Below are 17,691 nucleotides of genomic sequence, written 5' to 3'. Positions count from 1 at the left end.
GACAGTCAGAGGTTTTGTCACGTTCATAGAGAGGGGCAGGTCATTCCGCGAACGTCTTGCTGCGGAACATGAACGCCGTGATGATATAGAAGGCGATGATGTGGATCAACACGTAAAACGCTGAGAACCAAATCGTCACGTCCATCGTCTCCATGAAGCCTGGGCTTTGGTAATAGATAGACAAGTCCGTGTGCAAAAAGACGATCCACTTAGCAATGGCCGGCTTCCATGCGATGAGGAGGCCGCCGATCATCGTTGAGACGAAGTTCGCGAGCACTGTAAAACCGATGACGACACCGACCGATTTGAAGACGACCGAGAACATGAGCGTCAAGAAGATGACGAACACGCCGCTCGACACGCTGAGTAGGACGTTACGGAACTGTTCGAACGTCAAGTTCCCGTCAAGCGTCAAAGCGAAGCCATACGTCACGGCAAGGATGAACACGAACTGGGCGAGCATGATCAGGATTGCGGCAACGAGTTTCGACAGCAAGATTCGGTCACGGGAGTACGGACTCATGAGCAAGTGTTTTAATGTATCGAACTTTAACTCGTTCCCGATCATTTCAGCGGTGAACACGATCGTGAAGATGCCGAGGAACGTCATCGCGGCCATCGTTGCATAGTTGACGAACGTTGTCGCATCTCCCGACTCGTTTCCACTCGTGACGATGACGTACGTCAAAATGATGACCCCGGTATACATGCCGAGGGCGATCAGCGGCTTGATCGTGCGCCGCCATTTCATAAACTCATTGGCTAGTAATGAACGCATTGTTCGTTCCTCCTTCTTTCTTCGTCACTTTGAGGAACTGGTCCTCGAGCGTCTCGTATTTCATCCCGATTTGGAAGACGTTGATGTCTTGATTGATGAGTCGTTTCAACAGAACCGGGATATCCGTCTCAGGGCGGGGGACGAGGAACGTCTCTGCCGATTGCTGAACGATCTTCACATCGTCAAAAATCATGGCGGCCGCGTCGAGCGCCTCGTTCATCTGCTCGCGTGACACTTTACAAAGAATGACGCCTTCTTCACGCGTCGTCCCGTCTTGGACCGACTTGATTTGACCGTGGTCGATGATCGCGAACCGGTCCGTGATTTGTTCCATCTCACTAAGTAAGTGGCTTGAGATCAAGATGGCGATGCCGCGGTGCTCGGCGAGATGCCGTAAGTAGTTGCGCAGGTCGGCGATGCCGGCCGGGTCGAGCCCGTTCGTCGGCTCATCGAGAATGAGCACTTTCGGGTTGTGGAGGAGCGCACGGGCGATCCCGAGACGTTGCTTCATCCCGAGCGAGTACTGTTTGACTTTCATGTCGAGCTTCGATTCGAGCCCGACGAGTGCCCCGAGGGCGTTCAAGTCGACTTTTTTCAAATTGGGGATCAAGTTCTTGGCGTGGATCAAGTTTTCTCGACCGGTTAAGTAAGGGTAGAACGCCGGGTTTTCGACGATGGCCCCGATGCGACTGAGCGCCTCTTGGCGGTCGGTCGATACGTCGAACCCGTCGACTGTCACTTTACCGTGCGTTGCCGGCATTAGACCAGTGATGATACGGATCGTCGTCGTCTTTCCGGCACCGTTCGGACCGAGGAAGCCAAAGATTTCGCCGGGCGTGACTTCGAAGCTGACGTTGGTCAGAACGTTCGTCTGGCCCAGTTTTTTGTGGACATTTTGGACGGATAACATGTTGTCACCTTGCTTTCTTTGAGATTTGTTTCCAATCTTGCTAACATTGTATACGACAAGACTGAAAGAAGGTTTCACCTTTTTTTGAAACAATTGAATCAAAGAGCAAGTTTCACAATTAGTCGATAAGGAAAACTTATTGAATTAGTATGGACGAATTGTGAATTTGAAAGGGTCTTTCGACCTGGAAAGGTGTAGTATGAAGAAGAGAGTAAGAGGCAAGATTTGGCTCTTTTCACGGCCTGAATCAGATGGATGAACTGATTCGTGCGGCCTTAAAAAATGAAAGCGTTCACACATCGGGCGCATAGGAACGGACAGGGGGATTTATTCAATGGGAGAGTCGTCGAACGGTCGCGAGCAATCGCAAACATTTTATGGTCCAAACTTAGGCTACATCGTTGAATTGTATGAGCAATATTTGGAAGACAGAGAATCGGTCGATGCGGAGACGCGTCGTTACTTTGATGAGAACGGTTCACCCGAACAAGCGGTACCGGTTGCACCGGTCGCTTCATTTGATTTGGAGAAAATCGTGGCGGCGACTCGGCTCGTCAACGATATCCGGGCGCTCGGTCATAAAGCGGCTGATATTTATCCGCTCAAGGACCATCCGCGTGAGCACGGGTTGTTTGTGTTCGACCGTTACGGGTTGAACGAGTCAGACCTCGAGCAGATCCCGGCACACTTGCTGTCAGAAGACGTACCGAAGCCCGGCGCGAACGCACTTGAACTCGTCCGTCATTTACTCGACGTCTATACAGGGACGGTCGCCATCGAGTTGCGCCACTTGGATGATATGGAGGAGAAGCGCTGGATTCGCCGCCGCATCGAGCAAGGCGCATTGAAAGCCGCGTATTCAAAAGAAGAAAGACTCGAATTGTTCGAGCGCTTAGCCGAGACGGAACTGTTCGAATCGTTCCTTCATAAGACGTACGTCGGACAAAAACGTTTCTCGATCGAAGGACTCGACAGCATGGTCCCGCTCCTTGACGCGATGGTCGGACGGCTCATCTCGAGCGGTTCAGAACACATCAACATCGGGATGGCACACCGTGGACGTTTGAACGTCCTCGCCCATGTGCTCGGTAAACCGTATGAAATGATCTTTGCCGAGTTCCAGCACGCACCGAACAAAGAACTCATTCCGTCAGAAGGTTCGATCGGCATCAACTTCGGCTGGTCGGGCGACGTGAAATACCATCTTGGACTCGACCGCCGCGTGTTAGATGAGAAGAAAGAAGTCCGCTTGAACCTCGCCAACAACCCGAGCCACCTTGAATTCGTCGGCTCGATTGTCGAAGGTTACACGCGTGCCGCGCAAGACGACCGCTCTGCAAAAGGGATGCCGGTCCAACACGATGACAAGGCTGCTTCGATCTTGATCCACGGGGACGCCGCGTTCCCAGGCCAAGGCATCGTCGCCGAGACGCTCAACATGACGAACTTGACGGGCTACCGCACAGGCGGCACCGTCCACGTCATCGCCAACAATACGATCGGCTTCACGACGGACCCGAGCGACTCGCGCTCGACACGTTATGCGAGTGATATCGCCAAAGGCTACGAGATCCCGGTCTTCCACGTCAACGCCGACGACCCGGAAGCGTGTGTCGCCGTCGCGAAATTGTGCAGCGAATACCGTGCCAAGTTCCATAAAGACATCCTTGTCGACTTGGTCGGCTACCGCCGCTATGGACACAACGAGATGGATGAACCGATGAACACGAACCCGGTTCTATACAAAGCAATCAAAGAACATCAATCGGTCCGTCACGTCTATGCCGATCTTCTCGAAGCAGAAGGCGTCATGACGAAAGAAGACAAAGCGACGATCGAACAATCGATTGAAGATCGCTTGAAGTCAGCGCGCGACCTCGTCCCGGCTGAGGAAGAAGATGCGGACATCGTCTTGCCGGAAGCAGTCTATAAAGGATTCCCTTACGTCGATACGGCAGTCGAACGCGACTTGTTGCAACAGTTGAACGATGAGCTTCTCGTCTGGCCTGAAGGGTTCGGCGTGTTCCATAAGCTCCAAAAAGTACTCGACCGTCGTCGTGACGCGTTCGGGGACAACGGCAAAATCGACTGGGGCCATGCCGAGACACTCGCCTACGCCTCGATCATCTCGGACGGGACACCGATCCGTTTAAGCGGTCAAGATTCAGAGCGTGGGACGTTCGCGCAGCGTAACATCATGTTGAACGACGCCGAGACCGGTAAGAAGTTCTCGCCGCTCCACGAGTTGTCGACGGCGAAAGCCTCGTTCACGGTGCACAACAGCCCGCTCTCGGAAGGCTCGGTGCTCGGCTTTGAATACGGCTATAACGTGTTCGCACAAGATACGCTCGTGTTGTGGGAAGCGCAGTACGGTGACTTTGCCAACTCGGCCCAAGTCATGTTCGACCAGTTCATCTCGGCCGGTCGTGCGAAATGGGGTCAAAAATCGGGTCTCGTCATGCTGTTGCCGCACGGTTACGAAGGACAAGGTCCGGAGCACTCGAGCGCGCGGATGGAACGTTATTTGACGCTCGCCGGTGAAAAGAACTGGACGGTCGCTAATTTGTCGACGGCTGCCCAATACTTCCACATCTTGCGTCGTCAGGCGAAGATGCTTGGTACTGAGCAAATCCGACCGATGATCATCATGACACCGAAGAGCCTGCTTCGTCATCCGCTTGCAGCCTCAACGGTCGAAGAGTTGTCAGATGGCAGCTTCTGTCCGATCGTCGAACAAACAGGTCTCGGCGAACAGCCGGACAAAGTCGAACGGCTCGTCTTCTGTTCAGGGAAGATGGCGATCGATCTGCAAGAAGCGACGATGAAGTCAGAGGAGTCACTCGACTTCCTCCACATCATCCGCGTCGAAGAAATCTATCCGTTCCCGGTCCGTGAGATTCGCGACGTCATCAGTCGCTACCCGAACGCCAAAGAGATCGTCTGGGTACAAGAAGAACCGAAAAACATGGGAGCTTGGACATACATCGAGCCGCGTCTTGAAGCGGTGACATCGAACCGTCTGAACGTCCGTTACATCGGCCGCCGTCGCCGGTCGAGCCCGGCTGAAGGAAATCCGACAGCACACAAACAAGAACAAGCACGCATCATCCGTGAAGCCTTATCCCGTGACGCCGTCTCAAGTGCGGCTGGAGCGAGCACATACCAAAAAGATCGTAAATAAGTTAAGGGGGAACTCATTGTGATCGAAATTAAAGTACCGGAATTAGCAGAGTCCATTACGGAAGGAACGGTCGCGTCTTGGCTCAAGCAGCCAGGCGACCACGTTGAAAAAGGGGAGGCCATCGTCGAGCTCGAGACAGACAAAGTCAACATCGAAGTGCCGTCCGATGAGTCGGGAACGTTGGAAGAACAACTCGCCGGGGAAGGCGACACGGTCCAAGTCGGTCAAGTCATCGCCCGCTTAAGTTCAGGTTCAGCCGGCGGCACGGCCGTCGCGACGAAGACGAAGACGGAAGCAGCGACAGAAGCTGCTCCGGCTCCAGCCGAGACGAAAACAGAAGAAGTCGGCGAAGCGAAAAAAGTCGAGCGTCGTGAAGAGCACGTGGCAAGCCCAGGTAAAGGCCCGATCGCTACACCGGCGGCACGTAAGCTCGCTCGTGAGCGCGGGATCGACCTCTCGGCCGTTCAGACGAACGACCCGATCGGCCGCATCAACGTCCATGACGTGTCGAACCACAACGCAACACCGGCTCCAAAGCCAGAAGCACCGAAAGCACCGGTTGCGGCACCACAACCGGTCGCGAGCGGCAAAGACGAAGAGCGCATCAAGATGACGCGTCGTCGTCAAACGATCGCGAGCCGTCTCGTCGAAGTCCAACAGACGGCGGCGATGCTCACGACGTTCAACGAGATCGATATGACGGCGGTCATGGCGCTCCGGAAACGTCGCCAAGAGAAATTCATTAAAGATAACGACGTCAAACTCGGATTCATGTCGTTCTTCACGAAAGCGGCCGTCGCGGCTCTGAAACGGATGCCGTATCTGAACGCTGAGATTCAAGGCAACGAGATCGTCTTGAAGAAATATTACGACATCGGCATCGCCGTATCGGCACCGGACGGACTCGTCGTCCCGGTCGTCCGGGAAGCGGACCGTAAAAACTTTGGCGAGATCGAGAAGGATATCATCCATCTCGCCGACAAGGCCCGCAACAATAAGCTCGGGCTTAGCGACCTGACTGGCGGCACGTTCACGATCACGAACGGCGGCGTGTTCGGTTCACTCTTATCGACACCGATCTTGAACGGACCGCAAGTCGCGATTCTCGGAATGCACACGATCCAACTTCGTCCGATCGCGATCGACGCCGAGACGATTGAGAACCGTCCGATGATGTACGTCGCCCTCTCATACGACCACCGCATCGTCGATGGGCGTGAGGCCGTGACGTTCCTCAAACACATTAAAGATATGATCGAAGATCCAGAACAATTGTTGTTCGAAGCGTAAACAAAGATCCATGTCGCCGATGCGACATGGATCTTTTATGTGAGTACGAGCGATTCATCGAGCGTGATTTGGTTCTTGCCGCTCGCTTTCGAGCGATAAAGTGCTTGGTCGGCCCGTTCGACGGTGAGATGCGGCGGCGTGTTCGAACGCCAGAGCGCAGCGCCGATACTCACACCGACAGTAGCCGTCCCGCCGTCAAACGATACGGGCGCGGACAACGCGGCGATGGCGTCTTCACCAATTTGCTGGACGTCGCGGTCACTTCGATTGTTTCGTTCGAACAGAACGAAGAACTCATCTCCGCTCAATCTGACCGGGTACAGCCCTTCGAGAGGCAGTTGCTTCAACCGTTCGGCGATCTCGACTAACACTTCGTCGCCCGACGCGTGCCCGAACGTGTCGTTGATCGCTTTAAAGCCGTCAAGGTCGATATAGAAGCAGATATAGTCGTTCGTTGTCAGTTGTGCGTCATTCAAGTACTGACGGAGCGCCGTCCGGTTAGCGAGACCGGTCAATACATCGTGGTTGGCGAGTGATTCGAAGCGGACCCGTTCGGTCTCTGAATGGGTCAGCGACGTGACGAGTGACTCAAGGGCGAACGCGAGCGACTCGATTTCATGGATGCCGGATTGATGCGGGAACGTCTTCACTTTCCCTTGCTTCATGAGCGTCGCCGTCTCGGTGATTTTTTGCAATGGCCGCGTCACGAACAAGGCGAGCAGCCAACCGAGCAGGGCGGTCACGACCGAGGCGATGAGCCCGATCCATAAGATGTTGTTTTGCAGCGACGTGACGGGGGCGAACGCCACGTCGACCGGTTGCCGGACGACGACACTCCAGCCGAGACCGGCGTAGTCATCATAACCTTCACCGATCGCGACACCGGTCAAGTATGACTTTCCATCTTCCCACGTCTCGACGTGCCAGCCGTCTTCGAGCGTCGTCGGGAGCGGTGTCCCGACCAGATGATCGGGACCGAGCAGCACGGTGTTGTCACGCCCGCTGACGACGAGCATGTCGGTATAGTCCGAGTGATGGTGCAACGTGCGGTTAAAGTGTTGGAGCACTTCTTCTCCCCACTCCCAGCTCAGGTGGGTCGCCAAGACACCTTTGAATTCACCGTCGCGTACGATCGGGACGCTGATGTCGACGAATTGGAGAGGTTCTCCACTTGGATTCGGGAGCTTTTCAGCGAGGAGGACGGCCTCGTGGACGTCCCCGATGAACGGTTGTTGTTGCGCTTCCGAGAAGACCGGACGTTCGGCGATCGATATCCCTTCTAAAATCCCGTCCGTCGAGGCGGTGACAGTCCCAGATGCATCGGTCACCCCCATCCACGAGAAAGCAGGGATATTCGTTTGGACCTCATCGAGAAGGGCCCGGCTTTCGCGCGGTTCGTTCAAGGCGTCGAGTCCTTGGAGCAATTGGACTTCCTGGTAGCGCGACCACATATAGAAGTCGAGCTTATCGACGAGCTGGTGCGATGTCGTCGACAGACGTTCCCCGATCTCTTGTTCAAGCGACGCGGCTGAACGCTCGCTGATCGTATACGTTAAGGCGAGTGTTAGAATAAAGACGAGACTGGCAATGCTGAGTGCCAAGATTAACCCGAGGCGCATCGAGAACGATTTCATAAATAGTTCCTCCTACAATAAACATTCACTTTATTCATCGTCAAAATATGGACGACTTGAAGCGAAGTCGGTAAAAAGACAAGTCGATTTCGTGGAATCGGATAGCGCTTTCGCTATAATGAAAGACGAATCGATAAAAATAGAGGTGAGACGAATGAAACAAAATCAAGCATTGGTCGTCGGGACGCTCATCGCGGTCGCACTCATCGCGGTCGTGGTCGTTCTCTTGAACCGCCCGGCCGAGCAGGCAGAGACGGCAGCGCCGGCTACGAGCGAGCACGTGCCGACGGACGGGCAACCGACGCTCGGGGAAGCGGACGCACCGGTCTCGATCGTCGAGTTTGGGGACTACAAATGTCCGTCTTGTAAACAATGGGGCGAGACGATCTATCCGCAACTAAAGGCGGACTATGTCGATACGGGCGACGCGAGCTTCAGCTATATCAACGTCTTGTTCCACGGACAAGAGTCGATTTTGGCGTCACTCGCTTCAGAATCGGTCTATAAGCAAGACCCGGATGCGTTCTGGGACTTTCATAAGGCACTCTATGACGCGCAACCGGCGAGCCAGCAGCACGACGAGGCATGGGTCACGGTCGAGCGATTGAAGCAGATCGCAGGCGAGACGACGTCGGTCGACATGGCGAAGTTTGAAGACGACTTGAGTGAAAACTCGAGCGTGCTCGAACAGGTGAGTCTAGATGACGGACTCGTCAAAGAATACGGGGTCCAGTTCACGCCGTCGATCATGATCAACGGCGTCATGCTAGAAGACCCGTTCGACTATAAGGCGATTGAACGGTTGATTGAACAAGGGGCGCCATGAATCAGTCGTTCCTGAGCCGCTACGGCTTGTATCTTGCTTGGCTCGTCGCGCTCACGGCGACGCTCGGCAGTTTATACTTCAGTGAGATCCGCGAGTTCGTCCCGTGCGAACTGTGCTGGGTCCAACGTATCTTTATGTACCCACTCGTCTTCGTGCTCGGTATGGCTGTATTCACGAACGATCGTCAAGTGAAGAAATATGTATTACCGCTAGCAATCGTCGGCGGTATGATTTCACTTTACCATTATCTCGTGCAAAAAGTACCCGGTTTTGCCGACATCAAACCGTGTGTCGAAGGCGTGCCGTGTAACGTGCAGTACATCAACTGGTTCGGCTTCGTGACGATCCCGTTCCTCGCGCTCACGGCGTTCACACTCATCACGCTATTATTGCTCAACACAAAAACGGACAAGTAAGGGGATGGAACGTTTGAAAAAATGGATGCTGATCGGGCTTATGAGTTTACTCACTGTGCTCGCCGCTTGCGGCAATGAGATCGAAGACCCGCTCAACTGGGAGATCGAATCGTTCGACTATATGAACCAGGACGAGGAGATGGTCAGTCTCGACGACTTGAAAGGGAAAGTGTGGATGGCCGACTTCGTGTTCACGAACTGTGAGACCGTCTGTCCGCCGATGACGTACAACATGACGAAGTTGAATGAAGCGCTCATCGAAGAAGGCGTCGAGGACGTCCAGTTCGTGTCGTTCAGCGTCGACCCGACCGTCGACACACCGGATAAGATTAAACAGTTCATGTCCGGGTACGACTTGGCGCAAGCCGACTGGCAGTTCTTGACCGGCTATTCGCAAGACGAGATCGAGGCGTTCGCGCAACAGAACTTCAAGGCGCTCGTCCGCAAGCCCGACGAAGGCACGCAAGTCGATCACGCGACATGGTTCTATCTCGTCGACCAAGACGGGAAAATCATCAAGGCGTACCAAGGGTTCCAAGACGTGCCGATCGAGGAGATCGTCAACGATATTAAAATTTTACAGAAATCTTGAGGGCGACGCGATGTCGTCCTTTTTTGCGTATTTAAAAACAGGGGAATCCGGCATGTTGCCGTATAATAAACAGTAGAGGAGAGGATATTTTTGAAAAAAACACTACTCGTTTCATTGATGGGTTTGGCTGCTGTGACGGGTACGGCGCTCACACAATATAAACCGCTCGGCCGCAAGCCAAAAGCGCTCCAGTCGCCGAATCTTGTCAACGGCAAGTTCCGCAATCAGCTTGAGACACCGATGCGGTTTTCAAGCGATGACATGATCTCGATGTCGAAAGAATTTTTAAATCCGGACTCGCTCCGGAAGCCGAGCGTGCGGTTGCCGGTCGTCCCGATCGACTTCACCGAGACACTCGGCTCGAGCTTCACCCGCATCTATTGGCTCGGCCATTCGGCGATGCTCGTTCAAATGGACGGCAAGACGATGCTCGTCGACCCGATGTTCGGCCGGAGCCCGTCACCGCTCCCGTTCGCGAAGAATGAACGGTTCAGCGAGAACTTGCCGTTCGAGCTCGACGATTTGCCGCCGATCTACGTCGTCTTGCTGACGCATGACCATTACGACCATTTGGACTATGCGACGATTCAAGTGATCAAAGACAAAGTCGCCATGTTCATCGTCCCGCTCGGTGTCGGTAGCCATTTGAAGCGTTGGGGCGTCGGGGCCGAACGCATTATCGAACGGGATTGGGGCGACACGTATCAGTTCGGGACGTGGACGTTCGTCTGTGCGCCGGCCCGTCACTTCTCGGGTCGTGCCCTCACCGACCGCAATGCGACGCTTTGGGCGTCATGGGTCGTCATCGGTGAGACGGACCGCTTGTTCTTTAGCGGTGACGGCGGTTACGGTCCTCACTTCAAAGACATTGGGGACGAGTACGGACCGTTCGATTTCGCGGCACTCGAATGCGGGCAATACGATGAGCGTTGGCCGGATGTGCACATGCAGCCACGAGAGACGGCTCAGGCGTTCCGCGACGTGCGGGCCGATAAGATGTTGCCGATCCATTGGGGCGCGTTCACGCTATCGTTCCACGCCTGGTACGACCCGGCCGAACAGTTGACACAGTTGTTGCCGCGAGAACACGTACTCACTCCGATGATCGGGGAACGCATCACGCTCGACGGACGAAACGACACAAACACGTGGTGGCGCGACATCGAGGACATGAACAAGCGCTGACCGAATTCGGTCAGCGCTTGTTTTGTTAGGACGAGATCCGTTCGGTCTCGTCCGTTTCGATATAAAGCTTGTGTTTCCGCGTATAGACGAGGAAGGAAGCGGTCATCGCGATCGAACTTACCCCGAACAAGACGACCATGAGCTGCAGACCGATCAAGTCGAGGAAGAAGCCGGTGACGAGCAACACGACTTGGAAGACGATGCGGTCGAGCATGTTCCGGAACGAGAAGAAGCGCCCGTGATAGTCTTTCGGCATCCGCGTCTGGAAAATCGTCACGGCGGTCGGGAAGAAACAGCCGACCGAGAAGCCGAACAAGACGAACGCCGCGATCGAGACGGCCGGGATGTCGGCGAAGTACAGCATGAGCTGGGCGACCCCGATCAAAAACGAGAACGTGAACAAGATCGAGAACACGGAGAACTTCTCACCGATCCGTTTGATGACGAACGCGCCGACCATGAAGGCAATCCCTTCCGCCGTATAAATCCAGCCTTTGATCGCGGTCGAGTCTTGCAGCTCGCTAATGTTGATGACGAGCAGGTTGAACCCACCGATGAAGAGGAGCGGGATGAGCGTCATGACGAGCGTCATGAAGATGACCGGGATCGACTTGATGATTGGGAAGACGTCCTTGAATCCGCCGGACGACTTCGTATCGACTTTCCGAGCGGACGGTGTCGTCGTCTCGTCGATGTTCAAGAACCACGTCGCGACGGCGAGCAGCAAGTAGGCGACGAGCGAGAGCGCGTAGACGTCCCGCAGCGAGACGAGCGTGAGCAAGATGCCGGCGATGGCCGTCCCGATGACCCGGGACAGCGTGGAGACGTTCATATGGACCCCGTTCAAGGCGAGCAGCTCGCGTTCCTTGACGATGAGCGGGATCGCTGCCTGAAGCGCCGGGAAGTAAAACGCGGCCGACCCTTGCAGGAAGACGAGGAAGACGACCATCCAAAGCACGCTTCCCGTCTCGATGGCGACGAACATGAAGAGAACGCTGAGCGCCCGGACGATGCTCGAGATGAGCATGATTTTCTTTTTCGAGCCCTGGTCGGTGAGCCGACCGGCGAGCGGTCCGATGGCGACGCCTGCGAGCAGACCGCCGGCAAGGATGAGCGCCTTGACGAAGTCGGACGGGACTTTTTCCTGCATGAACTCCAAGTTGCCGATGATGCCGAGCCAAAGCCCGAGACCGGCGACGAACTCCCCGGTCAAGATGATCCAGACGTTCCGATTTTTCCACATATGTTAAGTCCTCGATTCTTATCAGTTAATAATAATTATGCTTGAGAATGATTCATTAAGCCACAAAAAAGAAGCCGAAGATTCGGCTTCTACTCCCATTCATTAATTCATGCGAACTGATTATATAAACACTCTGATTTCGTAATACAATGTGTATGAAGGAGGGTGATTGTATGGGAACGATATCTGTGCGACTCAATGAGGAAGACGAACTTCTCATTAGAGAGTATGCGAAAACAAAAAATCTTACCCTCTCTATGCTTGTTCGGGAAGCTGTCCTAGAACGAATAGAAGATGAATTAGACATAGTGCTTTATTATGAAGTAATGAGTGCACATCAAGAACATTCTGAAGCAATTTCATTCGAGGCCATGCTAAAGGATTTGCAAACTTAGATTAAATCTAAAAAAGCATTCGTCCGTATTCAGACGAATGCTTCTCTGTCGTTCTTTTGAAGTCAAATATCGCAGTTATCGTCCGTGCACGTCGCACCGCCCGAGAGCACTTGAAGTGTCGGTGCCGATTCGGCCCACGTCTTCTCGAGTACTTGTGTGAACGCCTCGGTCGGTTGGGCGCCTGAGACGCCATACTTCCCGTCGAAGACGAAGAACGGGACGCCGGTGATGCCGAGGTCGCTCGCGCGTCTTTCTTCAGCACGAACCTCTTCCGTGTACACGTCTGAAGCGAGTACGTCTTTCACGGCGTCAGCATCGAGCCCGACGCTTGTCGCGATCGATACGAGGACGTCGTGGTCGCCGATATGTTTCGCCTCGATGAAGTACGCTTTGAGGAGCGCTTCCGACAGTTCCTTCTCTTTACCGACCGTCTTCGCATAGTGCGTCAACCGGTGTGAGTCGAGCGTGCCGGTGACGACCATGTTGTCAAAGTCATAGTCGAGTCCGACTGATTGAGCTTGAGCGGCGACTTGGGCCGTCGTCGTTTTCGCCTGCTCGAGCGGCATGCTGTATTTCTTCGCGAGCACTTCATAAATCGAACGTGAATCGGTCGTCGGGGCGTTCGGGTCGAGTTCGAAGCTCTTAAACTCCACTTCGACCTTGTCCGCGTGTGGGAACTGTTCGAGCGCTTCTTCTAGACGGCGCTTACCGATATAACAGAACGGACAGACGTAATCTGACCAAACTTCAATTTTCATAGTGAATCCCTCCTACAGTCAGTGTAGGATGTCTTGAAATTGAAGTAAATGAATGTGCTCACAAAAAAAGCCCTCACGAGGAGGACTTAAAAGACGTACCAGAACACGCAGACGAAGTGGGCGAAGCTGCCGAACAAGATGAACAAGTGGAACACCTCGTGGAAGCCCCAACCGCGCCAGTTGACGAACTTCGGCTTGAAGCCGTAGATGAGACCGCCGACCGTGTACATGAAGCCTCCGAGCAAGAGCCAAAAGATGCCGCCGTTGCCGATCACGCTATGGAGCGGTCCGATGAAGAAGACCGACAGCCAGCCCATGCCGATGTAGAGAGCAGTCGACAAGAAGCGTGGGGCGTGGAACCAGACAAGTTTGAAGATGATGCCGAACAAGGCGAGGACGTGGACGATACCGAACAGCACCCAGCGCATCGGGCTTTCGAGCGCGAGCAGTGTGAGCGGGGCGTATGTCCCGGCGATCAAGGCGTAAATCATCGCATGATCGATTCGTCGGAAGAACGCGATGACTTTCGGCGAGGCGATGATGCTGTGGTAGAGACCAGACGATAAGTAAAGAAATACGAGACTGATTCCGAACAAAATCGCCGCCATGATGGCGAGCGGTGAGCCGAGCAGTGACGCTTTCACCGTCATCGCGATCAAGGCGATGAAGGCGAGTACCGCTCCGGCGAGATGGGTCAGCGCGTTAATAGGTTCCCGAAAAATCGAATTCATGCAAAAACACTCCTTATGACGTCATGTAGTATCCATAACTACATGATAAGCGGTATGGGCAAGAAGAACAAGGTTTTTGTTTCGACAAACGACGATTGTCCGTATACTGAAAGTGAGGTGATTCGATGAAACCGAACGAGATTGTACGGACGGAAGGCACGCTCCCGAAAGTGGTATTGCCGACGATCGACTTATATATGGACCAAGTCATCCAACTGTTCGAGCAACATTACGGCAAGATGAAACGTAATGAAGACGAGACGATTTTGACGAAGACGATGATCAACAACTACGCCAAAGGCAAGTTGTTCCATCCCGTTAAAAACAAGAAGTACACGAACGAGCATTTGATGCTACTAAGCCTGATTTACGAGATGAAAGGGCTGTTGTCGATCAACGACATCAAAGAGACGCTCCGGCCGCTGAATGAATCGGACGAGGCGTTCTCGCTCGAAGACTTTTACGACGCCTATCAAGCTCAGAAAGAACAGAACTTGCAGGCGTTCGAGACGCAAGCCGAGACGCTGCTCGCGAACGTGGAAGTGACTGAAACGAGTGAAATCCAACAGTCGCTCGCCATTGCCTCCGCCGTGCATATGAGCCACTTGTACCAACGGCTCGCCGAACGGTTGATCGACGAAAGTAAATAAAAATGTCCCCTAGACTCGTTTGGAGTCTAGGGGACATTTTGTCATTTTAGATGTTCGCGTTCGAAGCGCTCACCTTTGTTGTACATTTTAACGACGAGAAGTGGTGCTAAATAACTGATGGTCACAAGAATGAAAAGCGTCCACAAGAGATTATAATCTAACATTAGACGCTCATACGTGAACGACAAAAACAAAATGACGGTGATATGAACTAACGGGTGGAGGTTCCTGAGCAAGGCGTTGAGCACACTACTGATGAACACAGTCAAAATCACGAGCATGAACAAGAAAAACGCAATCAACAACCACATGTAGTCCATACGTCACCACCAAGTTAATTATTGATGTACTTCTCGAACACGTCACCGAAATCTTTCCGGTTCCATTCGTGATAGTGGCCTTGGAGCCAGTCGAACGATTGTTGCGACAAGTCTTTGAACGTCGTCGCGACGTTCATGTCGCCTTGCCGGAGGCCGCTCAGAACTGACACGGAATGCGTGAGCGACGCGTTGGCGAACTCGAGCATTTTCCGGCCTTCACGCTGTTTATCGGCGATGGCGAGGAGTGATTTGTACAAGTCTTTGACGTGCTCGATTTGCTTTTTGTTCACGTCGATCGAGTATGGCTTGTCGCCGATCGTGAACTTGATCTCGACGTCTAAGTCGACCGTACCGGCCGTCTCGAACATGACGTGTTGGAGCGGATGTTGCGCGTACGGATAACGATACAAGACGCGCTTCGAACTGATGGCGCTCGCGCCGTCGAGATGGATCATCGCGAGGTTCGTGAAGCAGTACTCGTCCGATTTCGACTTGATCAAGAAGTAAATCTTCTCGTTGTCCTCATGTAAGACGTAATCGTCGGCATCTGCCTTGTCGAAGTCTTTCGGGTCGATGACTTCACCGATATCGCTAAAGCCTGTCAAATCAGAAGCTAGTTTTTTGAACATGTACAGTCTCTCCTCAGTAGTGGATTTTGTGCATTTCGACCGGGTCGGAACCGGTCCGCTCGTTCCGGTTGAGTCCGTCGATCGCTGCCATGTCTTCTTTCGTCAACGTGAAGTCGAATACCTGTATGTTTTCACGGATCCGACTCGGTGTGACCGATTTTGGGATGACGGCGACACCGTTTTGAAGATGCCAGCGCAAGATGACTTGGGCCGGGGACTTTCCATACTTGCTCGCGATGTCGACGATCGTCGCATCCTCGAGCGCCTCACGACCTTTCATGAGCGGACTCCACGCTTGGATCTGGATGTCATAACGCTTGCAGAACGCGATCAATTCTTTTTGGGACAAGTATGGGTGGATCTCAACTTGATTCACCGCCGGTACGATCGCGCACGATTGGATGATCTGTTCGAGGTGTTGAATCTCGAAGTTCGAGACGCCGATGGCCCGTACTTTGCCTTCCTCATACAACTGTTCGAGCGCTTTGTACGTCTCGACGAACTTACCGAAGCGCGGCATCGGCCAATGGATCAAGAACAAGTCGACATAATCGAGGCCGAGTCGGTCGAGGCTGTCTTGAAACGCCTGGAGCGCCTCGTCGTAGCCGTGAAACTCGTTCCACAGCTTCGTCGTCACGAAGATGTCTTCGCGCGGGACGCTCGACTCACGGATCGCCTGCCCGACGCTCTCTTCGTTCTGATAGATGGCGGCCGTGTCGATCAACCGGTAGCCGGCGTCGAGTGCCGCCTTGACCGTGTCGACCGTGACCGTCCCGTCTTCAACTTTGTACACGCCGAGACCGAGCATCGGCAGTTTCACATCATTATTGAGTGTTGTCCATTCCATAATTTGATTCCCTCCCTCTCACATCTAACGTTACCGAAAATCACGACAAAGTGAAAGTGAAACCTACAGCCGAATGCTTTCTCCGTGCGCCTTGACCACGATTTGATCGCGTTCGAGTTTGGCTGCGGCGACGAGGCGGTCATACGGCTCCTCGACCGGCTCGTATGATAAGACGAACGTGTCCCAGTGCATCGGGAAGAACCGTTTCGCTCCGCTCTGTTTGAACATCGTCCACGCTTGCTCCGGGGTGCAGTGCGCTTCCTGGAACGAGTCCGGTTGATACGCACCGATCGGGAAGAAGGCGAGGTCGATCGGTTCTTTGTTCGCGAGCCCGTTGAACGCTTCGGTGTACGCCGTGTCGCCGGCGAACAGCATACGGACGCCTTTATATTTCAAGACGTAGCCGTTATAGCCCATGTGTTTGTCCCACGGGAAGCGGTTGCCCCAATGCGCGACCGGGATCGCTTGGACGTTGAGTCCGTTCGCGAGTGTCAACTTGTCGTGGGGATGCATCTCGAGCGTCTGTAGGCTCGGATAGTGACGCAACAGTTTGCTCGTCCCCGGTGCCGAGATGACGACCGTGTCACGGGTGATGAGCCGCTTCAAACTTTTATGGTCGAAGTGGTCCATATGGGCGTGGCTGAGCAAGATGACGTCGACGTGACCGATCTCTTCGATCGAGAGGGCAGGGGCGGTATGCCGTTTCATGCCGAACGTGACGGGACCGACGTGGACACCGATCCGTTTTGAGAATACCGGGTCGGTCAAAATTTTGAGGCCGTACCAATGGATGAGCACGGTCGAGTGGCCGATCCACGTGGCGCTCACGCTCGTCTCGTCGAAAATGGACAAGTCCGGTTTGATCGGCGCCTCTTTAAAGTCAGGACGCGGTAACCGTTGTTTCAGTCGTGTATAAAAGAACGTGCCGACGCTTGCCAAGACAGCGCTCGGGACGAGTAAGTTGCGTAATTTCATGTGAGTCACCTCGTTATATAGGATAGTTTCATCTTAACGCTGACGACTAAGACGTGCATCCGCCCATAGGCGTAGAAACGATGGGAGATTGTGGGTTTGTTGGTTGCGAATCCGCTTACATTTTGGTAAGGTGGCAGTAGATTAGGAAAGGAAGGTACCGCGTGCTATGAAAAAGTCACACTCACTCAACTGATGAAACGAATCATCACTGTTCGTCTGAACAGTCACGGGTGAAGTGTGTCCAATCTCAAGCTACGGGGTGACCCTTTTTTCCGCTTGACCGGAGATCTTCACACCATCGCTTTCTAGCGAATGGTGTTTTTTGTTTCAT

General features: G+C 53.8%; 18 protein-coding genes. 8 read left to right on the top strand and 10 right to left on the bottom strand.

All coding sequences use genetic code 11. The features are described from left to right. Nucleotides 1-40: 40 nt before the first annotated feature. On the bottom strand, nt 41-778 hold the full coding sequence (locus EVJ26_RS02640) for an ABC transporter permease (protein WP_131469683.1): 738 nt from the start codon (nt 776-778) through the stop codon (nt 41-43). After that, nucleotides 756-1,688, bottom strand: coding sequence for an ABC transporter ATP-binding protein (locus EVJ26_RS02635; protein ID WP_131459108.1), 933 nt, complete (start codon nt 1,686-1,688; stop codon nt 756-758). The genes EVJ26_RS02640 and EVJ26_RS02635 overlap by 23 nt, the downstream gene beginning before the upstream one ends. 334 nt (nt 1,689-2,022) lie before the next feature. Here EVJ26_RS02635 and EVJ26_RS02630 point away from each other — a divergent pair, with 334 nt between their 5' ends. Continuing rightward, entirely contained in the window at nt 2,023-4,869 is a 2,847-nt protein-coding gene (locus EVJ26_RS02630) for a 2-oxoglutarate dehydrogenase E1 component (protein ID WP_131469682.1), read from the top strand. An 18-nt stretch (nt 4,870-4,887) separates the two neighbouring features. Further along, complete coding sequence (gene odhB / locus EVJ26_RS02625) at nt 4,888-6,159, top strand: 2-oxoglutarate dehydrogenase complex dihydrolipoyllysine-residue succinyltransferase (RefSeq protein ID WP_131459110.1); 1,272 nt, start codon at nt 4,888-4,890, stop codon at nt 6,157-6,159. Between the two features lie 35 nt (nt 6,160-6,194). On the opposite strand, the gene EVJ26_RS02620 is transcribed toward odhB, so the two are convergent. Beyond that, nucleotides 6,195-7,793: a diguanylate cyclase domain-containing protein gene (locus EVJ26_RS02620; protein ID WP_131469681.1), complete on the bottom strand. Its 1,599-nt coding sequence runs from the start codon at nt 7,791-7,793 to the stop codon at nt 6,195-6,197. Between the two features lie 154 nt (nt 7,794-7,947). On the opposite strand from EVJ26_RS02620, the gene EVJ26_RS02615 reads away from it, so the two are divergent. The 4 genes from EVJ26_RS02615 (at nt 7,948) to EVJ26_RS02600 (ending at nt 10,812) form a co-directional block, all read left to right on the top strand. Further along, nucleotides 7,948-8,619 carry a DsbA family protein gene (locus EVJ26_RS02615; protein WP_131468580.1) on the top strand — a complete coding sequence of 224 codons (672 nt, stop codon included), beginning with the start codon at nt 7,948-7,950 and terminating at the stop codon, nt 8,617-8,619. Beyond that, nucleotides 8,616-9,035, top strand: a complete 420-nt coding sequence (locus EVJ26_RS02610; protein WP_131457532.1) for a disulfide oxidoreductase — start codon at nt 8,616-8,618, stop codon at nt 9,033-9,035. Before EVJ26_RS02615 ends, EVJ26_RS02610 begins: the two co-directional genes overlap by 4 nt. A 4-nt stretch (nt 9,036-9,039) precedes the next feature. Next, nucleotides 9,040-9,627, top strand: a complete 588-nt coding sequence (locus tag EVJ26_RS02605) for an SCO family protein (protein WP_131457530.1) — start codon at nt 9,040-9,042, stop codon at nt 9,625-9,627. Nucleotides 9,628-9,717: 90 nt separating this feature from the next. Next, nucleotides 9,718-10,812, top strand: a complete 1,095-nt coding sequence (locus EVJ26_RS02600) for an MBL fold metallo-hydrolase (RefSeq protein ID WP_236635485.1) — start codon at nt 9,718-9,720, stop codon at nt 10,810-10,812. Nucleotides 10,813-10,837: 25 nt separating this feature from the next. Here EVJ26_RS02600 and EVJ26_RS02595 read toward each other — a convergent pair whose 3' ends face one another. Next, a complete protein-coding gene (locus tag EVJ26_RS02595) occupies nt 10,838-12,055 on the bottom strand; it encodes an MFS transporter (protein ID WP_131469680.1) in 1,218 nt (405 codons plus the stop codon). Between the two features lie 173 nt (nt 12,056-12,228). Here EVJ26_RS02595 and relB point away from each other — a divergent pair, with 173 nt between their 5' ends. After that, nucleotides 12,229-12,450, top strand: a complete 222-nt coding sequence (gene relB / locus EVJ26_RS02590; protein WP_131457528.1) for a type II toxin-antitoxin system RelB family antitoxin — start codon at nt 12,229-12,231, stop codon at nt 12,448-12,450. Nucleotides 12,451-12,512: 62 nt separating this feature from the next. Here the strand turns inward: relB and EVJ26_RS02585 are convergent, their stop codons facing one another. Continuing rightward, complete coding sequence (locus EVJ26_RS02585; RefSeq protein WP_131469679.1) at nt 12,513-13,208, bottom strand: DsbA family oxidoreductase; 696 nt, start codon at nt 13,206-13,208, stop codon at nt 12,513-12,515. 86 nt (nt 13,209-13,294) lie between these two features. Next, a complete protein-coding gene (gene trhA, locus EVJ26_RS02580) occupies nt 13,295-13,939 on the bottom strand; it encodes a PAQR family membrane homeostasis protein TrhA (protein ID WP_070327786.1) in 645 nt (214 codons plus the stop codon). 125 nt (nt 13,940-14,064) lie between these two features. Here trhA and EVJ26_RS02575 point away from each other — a divergent pair, with 125 nt between their 5' ends. Next, nucleotides 14,065-14,589: a DUF1836 domain-containing protein gene (locus EVJ26_RS02575; protein ID WP_131468584.1), complete on the top strand. Its 525-nt coding sequence runs from the start codon at nt 14,065-14,067 to the stop codon at nt 14,587-14,589. Between the two features lie 41 nt (nt 14,590-14,630). Here EVJ26_RS02575 and EVJ26_RS02570 read toward each other — a convergent pair whose 3' ends face one another. The 4 genes from EVJ26_RS02570 to EVJ26_RS02555 all read right to left on the bottom strand — a co-directional run bounded on the left by EVJ26_RS02570 (nt 14,631) and on the right by EVJ26_RS02555 (nt 17,360). Continuing rightward, nucleotides 14,631-14,909 carry a hypothetical protein gene (locus EVJ26_RS02570; protein WP_131457522.1) on the bottom strand — a complete coding sequence of 93 codons (279 nt, stop codon included), beginning with the start codon at nt 14,907-14,909 and terminating at the stop codon, nt 14,631-14,633. Between the two features lie 14 nt (nt 14,910-14,923). Beyond that, nucleotides 14,924-15,538: a PH domain-containing protein gene (locus EVJ26_RS02565; protein WP_131457520.1), complete on the bottom strand. Its 615-nt coding sequence runs from the start codon at nt 15,536-15,538 to the stop codon at nt 14,924-14,926. A 13-nt stretch (nt 15,539-15,551) separates the two neighbouring features. Next, the gene (locus tag EVJ26_RS02560) at nt 15,552-16,385 is read right to left on the bottom strand and encodes an aldo/keto reductase (protein ID WP_071399295.1); all 834 of its coding nucleotides are present in this window, start codon (nt 16,383-16,385) and stop codon (nt 15,552-15,554) included. A gap of 63 nt (nt 16,386-16,448) precedes the next feature. After that, nucleotides 16,449-17,360 carry an MBL fold metallo-hydrolase gene (locus EVJ26_RS02555; protein ID WP_131457516.1) on the bottom strand — a complete coding sequence of 304 codons (912 nt, stop codon included), beginning with the start codon at nt 17,358-17,360 and terminating at the stop codon, nt 16,449-16,451. Nucleotides 17,361-17,691: the final 331 nt, after the last annotated feature.

Source organism: Exiguobacterium sp. SH3S1, assembly GCF_004337105.1.
Classification (GTDB): Bacteria; Bacillota; Bacilli; order Exiguobacteriales; family Exiguobacteriaceae; genus Exiguobacterium; species Exiguobacterium aurantiacum_A.
This window is presented reverse-complemented; position numbering and strand designations above follow the sequence as displayed.

What these genes read in the sequence shown, in the direction of transcription:
- EVJ26_RS02640 (WP_131469683.1), bottom strand. Translation starts at nt 778, where the DNA reads ATGCGTTCATTACTAGCCAATGAGTTTATGAAATGGCGGCGCACGATC.
- EVJ26_RS02635 (WP_131459108.1), bottom strand. Translation starts at nt 1,688, where the DNA reads ATGTTATCCGTCCAAAATGTCCACAAAAAACTGGGCCAGACGAACGTT.
- EVJ26_RS02630 (WP_131469682.1), top strand. Translation starts at nt 2,023, where the DNA reads ATGGGAGAGTCGTCGAACGGTCGCGAGCAATCGCAAACATTTTATGGT.
- EVJ26_RS02620 (WP_131469681.1), bottom strand. Translation starts at nt 7,793, where the DNA reads ATGAAATCGTTCTCGATGCGCCTCGGGTTAATCTTGGCACTCAGCATT.
- EVJ26_RS02615 (WP_131468580.1), top strand. Translation starts at nt 7,948, where the DNA reads ATGAAACAAAATCAAGCATTGGTCGTCGGGACGCTCATCGCGGTCGCA.
- EVJ26_RS02610 (WP_131457532.1), top strand. Translation starts at nt 8,616, where the DNA reads ATGAATCAGTCGTTCCTGAGCCGCTACGGCTTGTATCTTGCTTGGCTC.
- EVJ26_RS02605 (WP_131457530.1), top strand. Translation starts at nt 9,040, where the DNA reads ATGGAACGTTTGAAAAAATGGATGCTGATCGGGCTTATGAGTTTACTC.
- EVJ26_RS02595 (WP_131469680.1), bottom strand. Translation starts at nt 12,055, where the DNA reads ATGTGGAAAAATCGGAACGTCTGGATCATCTTGACCGGGGAGTTCGTC.
- relB (WP_131457528.1), top strand. Translation starts at nt 12,229, where the DNA reads ATGGGAACGATATCTGTGCGACTCAATGAGGAAGACGAACTTCTCATT.
- EVJ26_RS02585 (WP_131469679.1), bottom strand. Translation starts at nt 13,208, where the DNA reads ATGAAAATTGAAGTTTGGTCAGATTACGTCTGTCCGTTCTGTTATATC.
- trhA (WP_070327786.1), bottom strand. Translation starts at nt 13,939, where the DNA reads ATGAATTCGATTTTTCGGGAACCTATTAACGCGCTGACCCATCTCGCC.
- EVJ26_RS02575 (WP_131468584.1), top strand. Translation starts at nt 14,065, where the DNA reads ATGAAACCGAACGAGATTGTACGGACGGAAGGCACGCTCCCGAAAGTG.
- EVJ26_RS02570 (WP_131457522.1), bottom strand. Translation starts at nt 14,909, where the DNA reads ATGGACTACATGTGGTTGTTGATTGCGTTTTTCTTGTTCATGCTCGTG.
- EVJ26_RS02565 (WP_131457520.1), bottom strand. Translation starts at nt 15,538, where the DNA reads ATGTTCAAAAAACTAGCTTCTGATTTGACAGGCTTTAGCGATATCGGT.
- EVJ26_RS02560 (WP_071399295.1), bottom strand. Translation starts at nt 16,385, where the DNA reads ATGGAATGGACAACACTCAATAATGATGTGAAACTGCCGATGCTCGGT.
- EVJ26_RS02555 (WP_131457516.1), bottom strand. Translation starts at nt 17,360, where the DNA reads ATGAAATTACGCAACTTACTCGTCCCGAGCGCTGTCTTGGCAAGCGTC.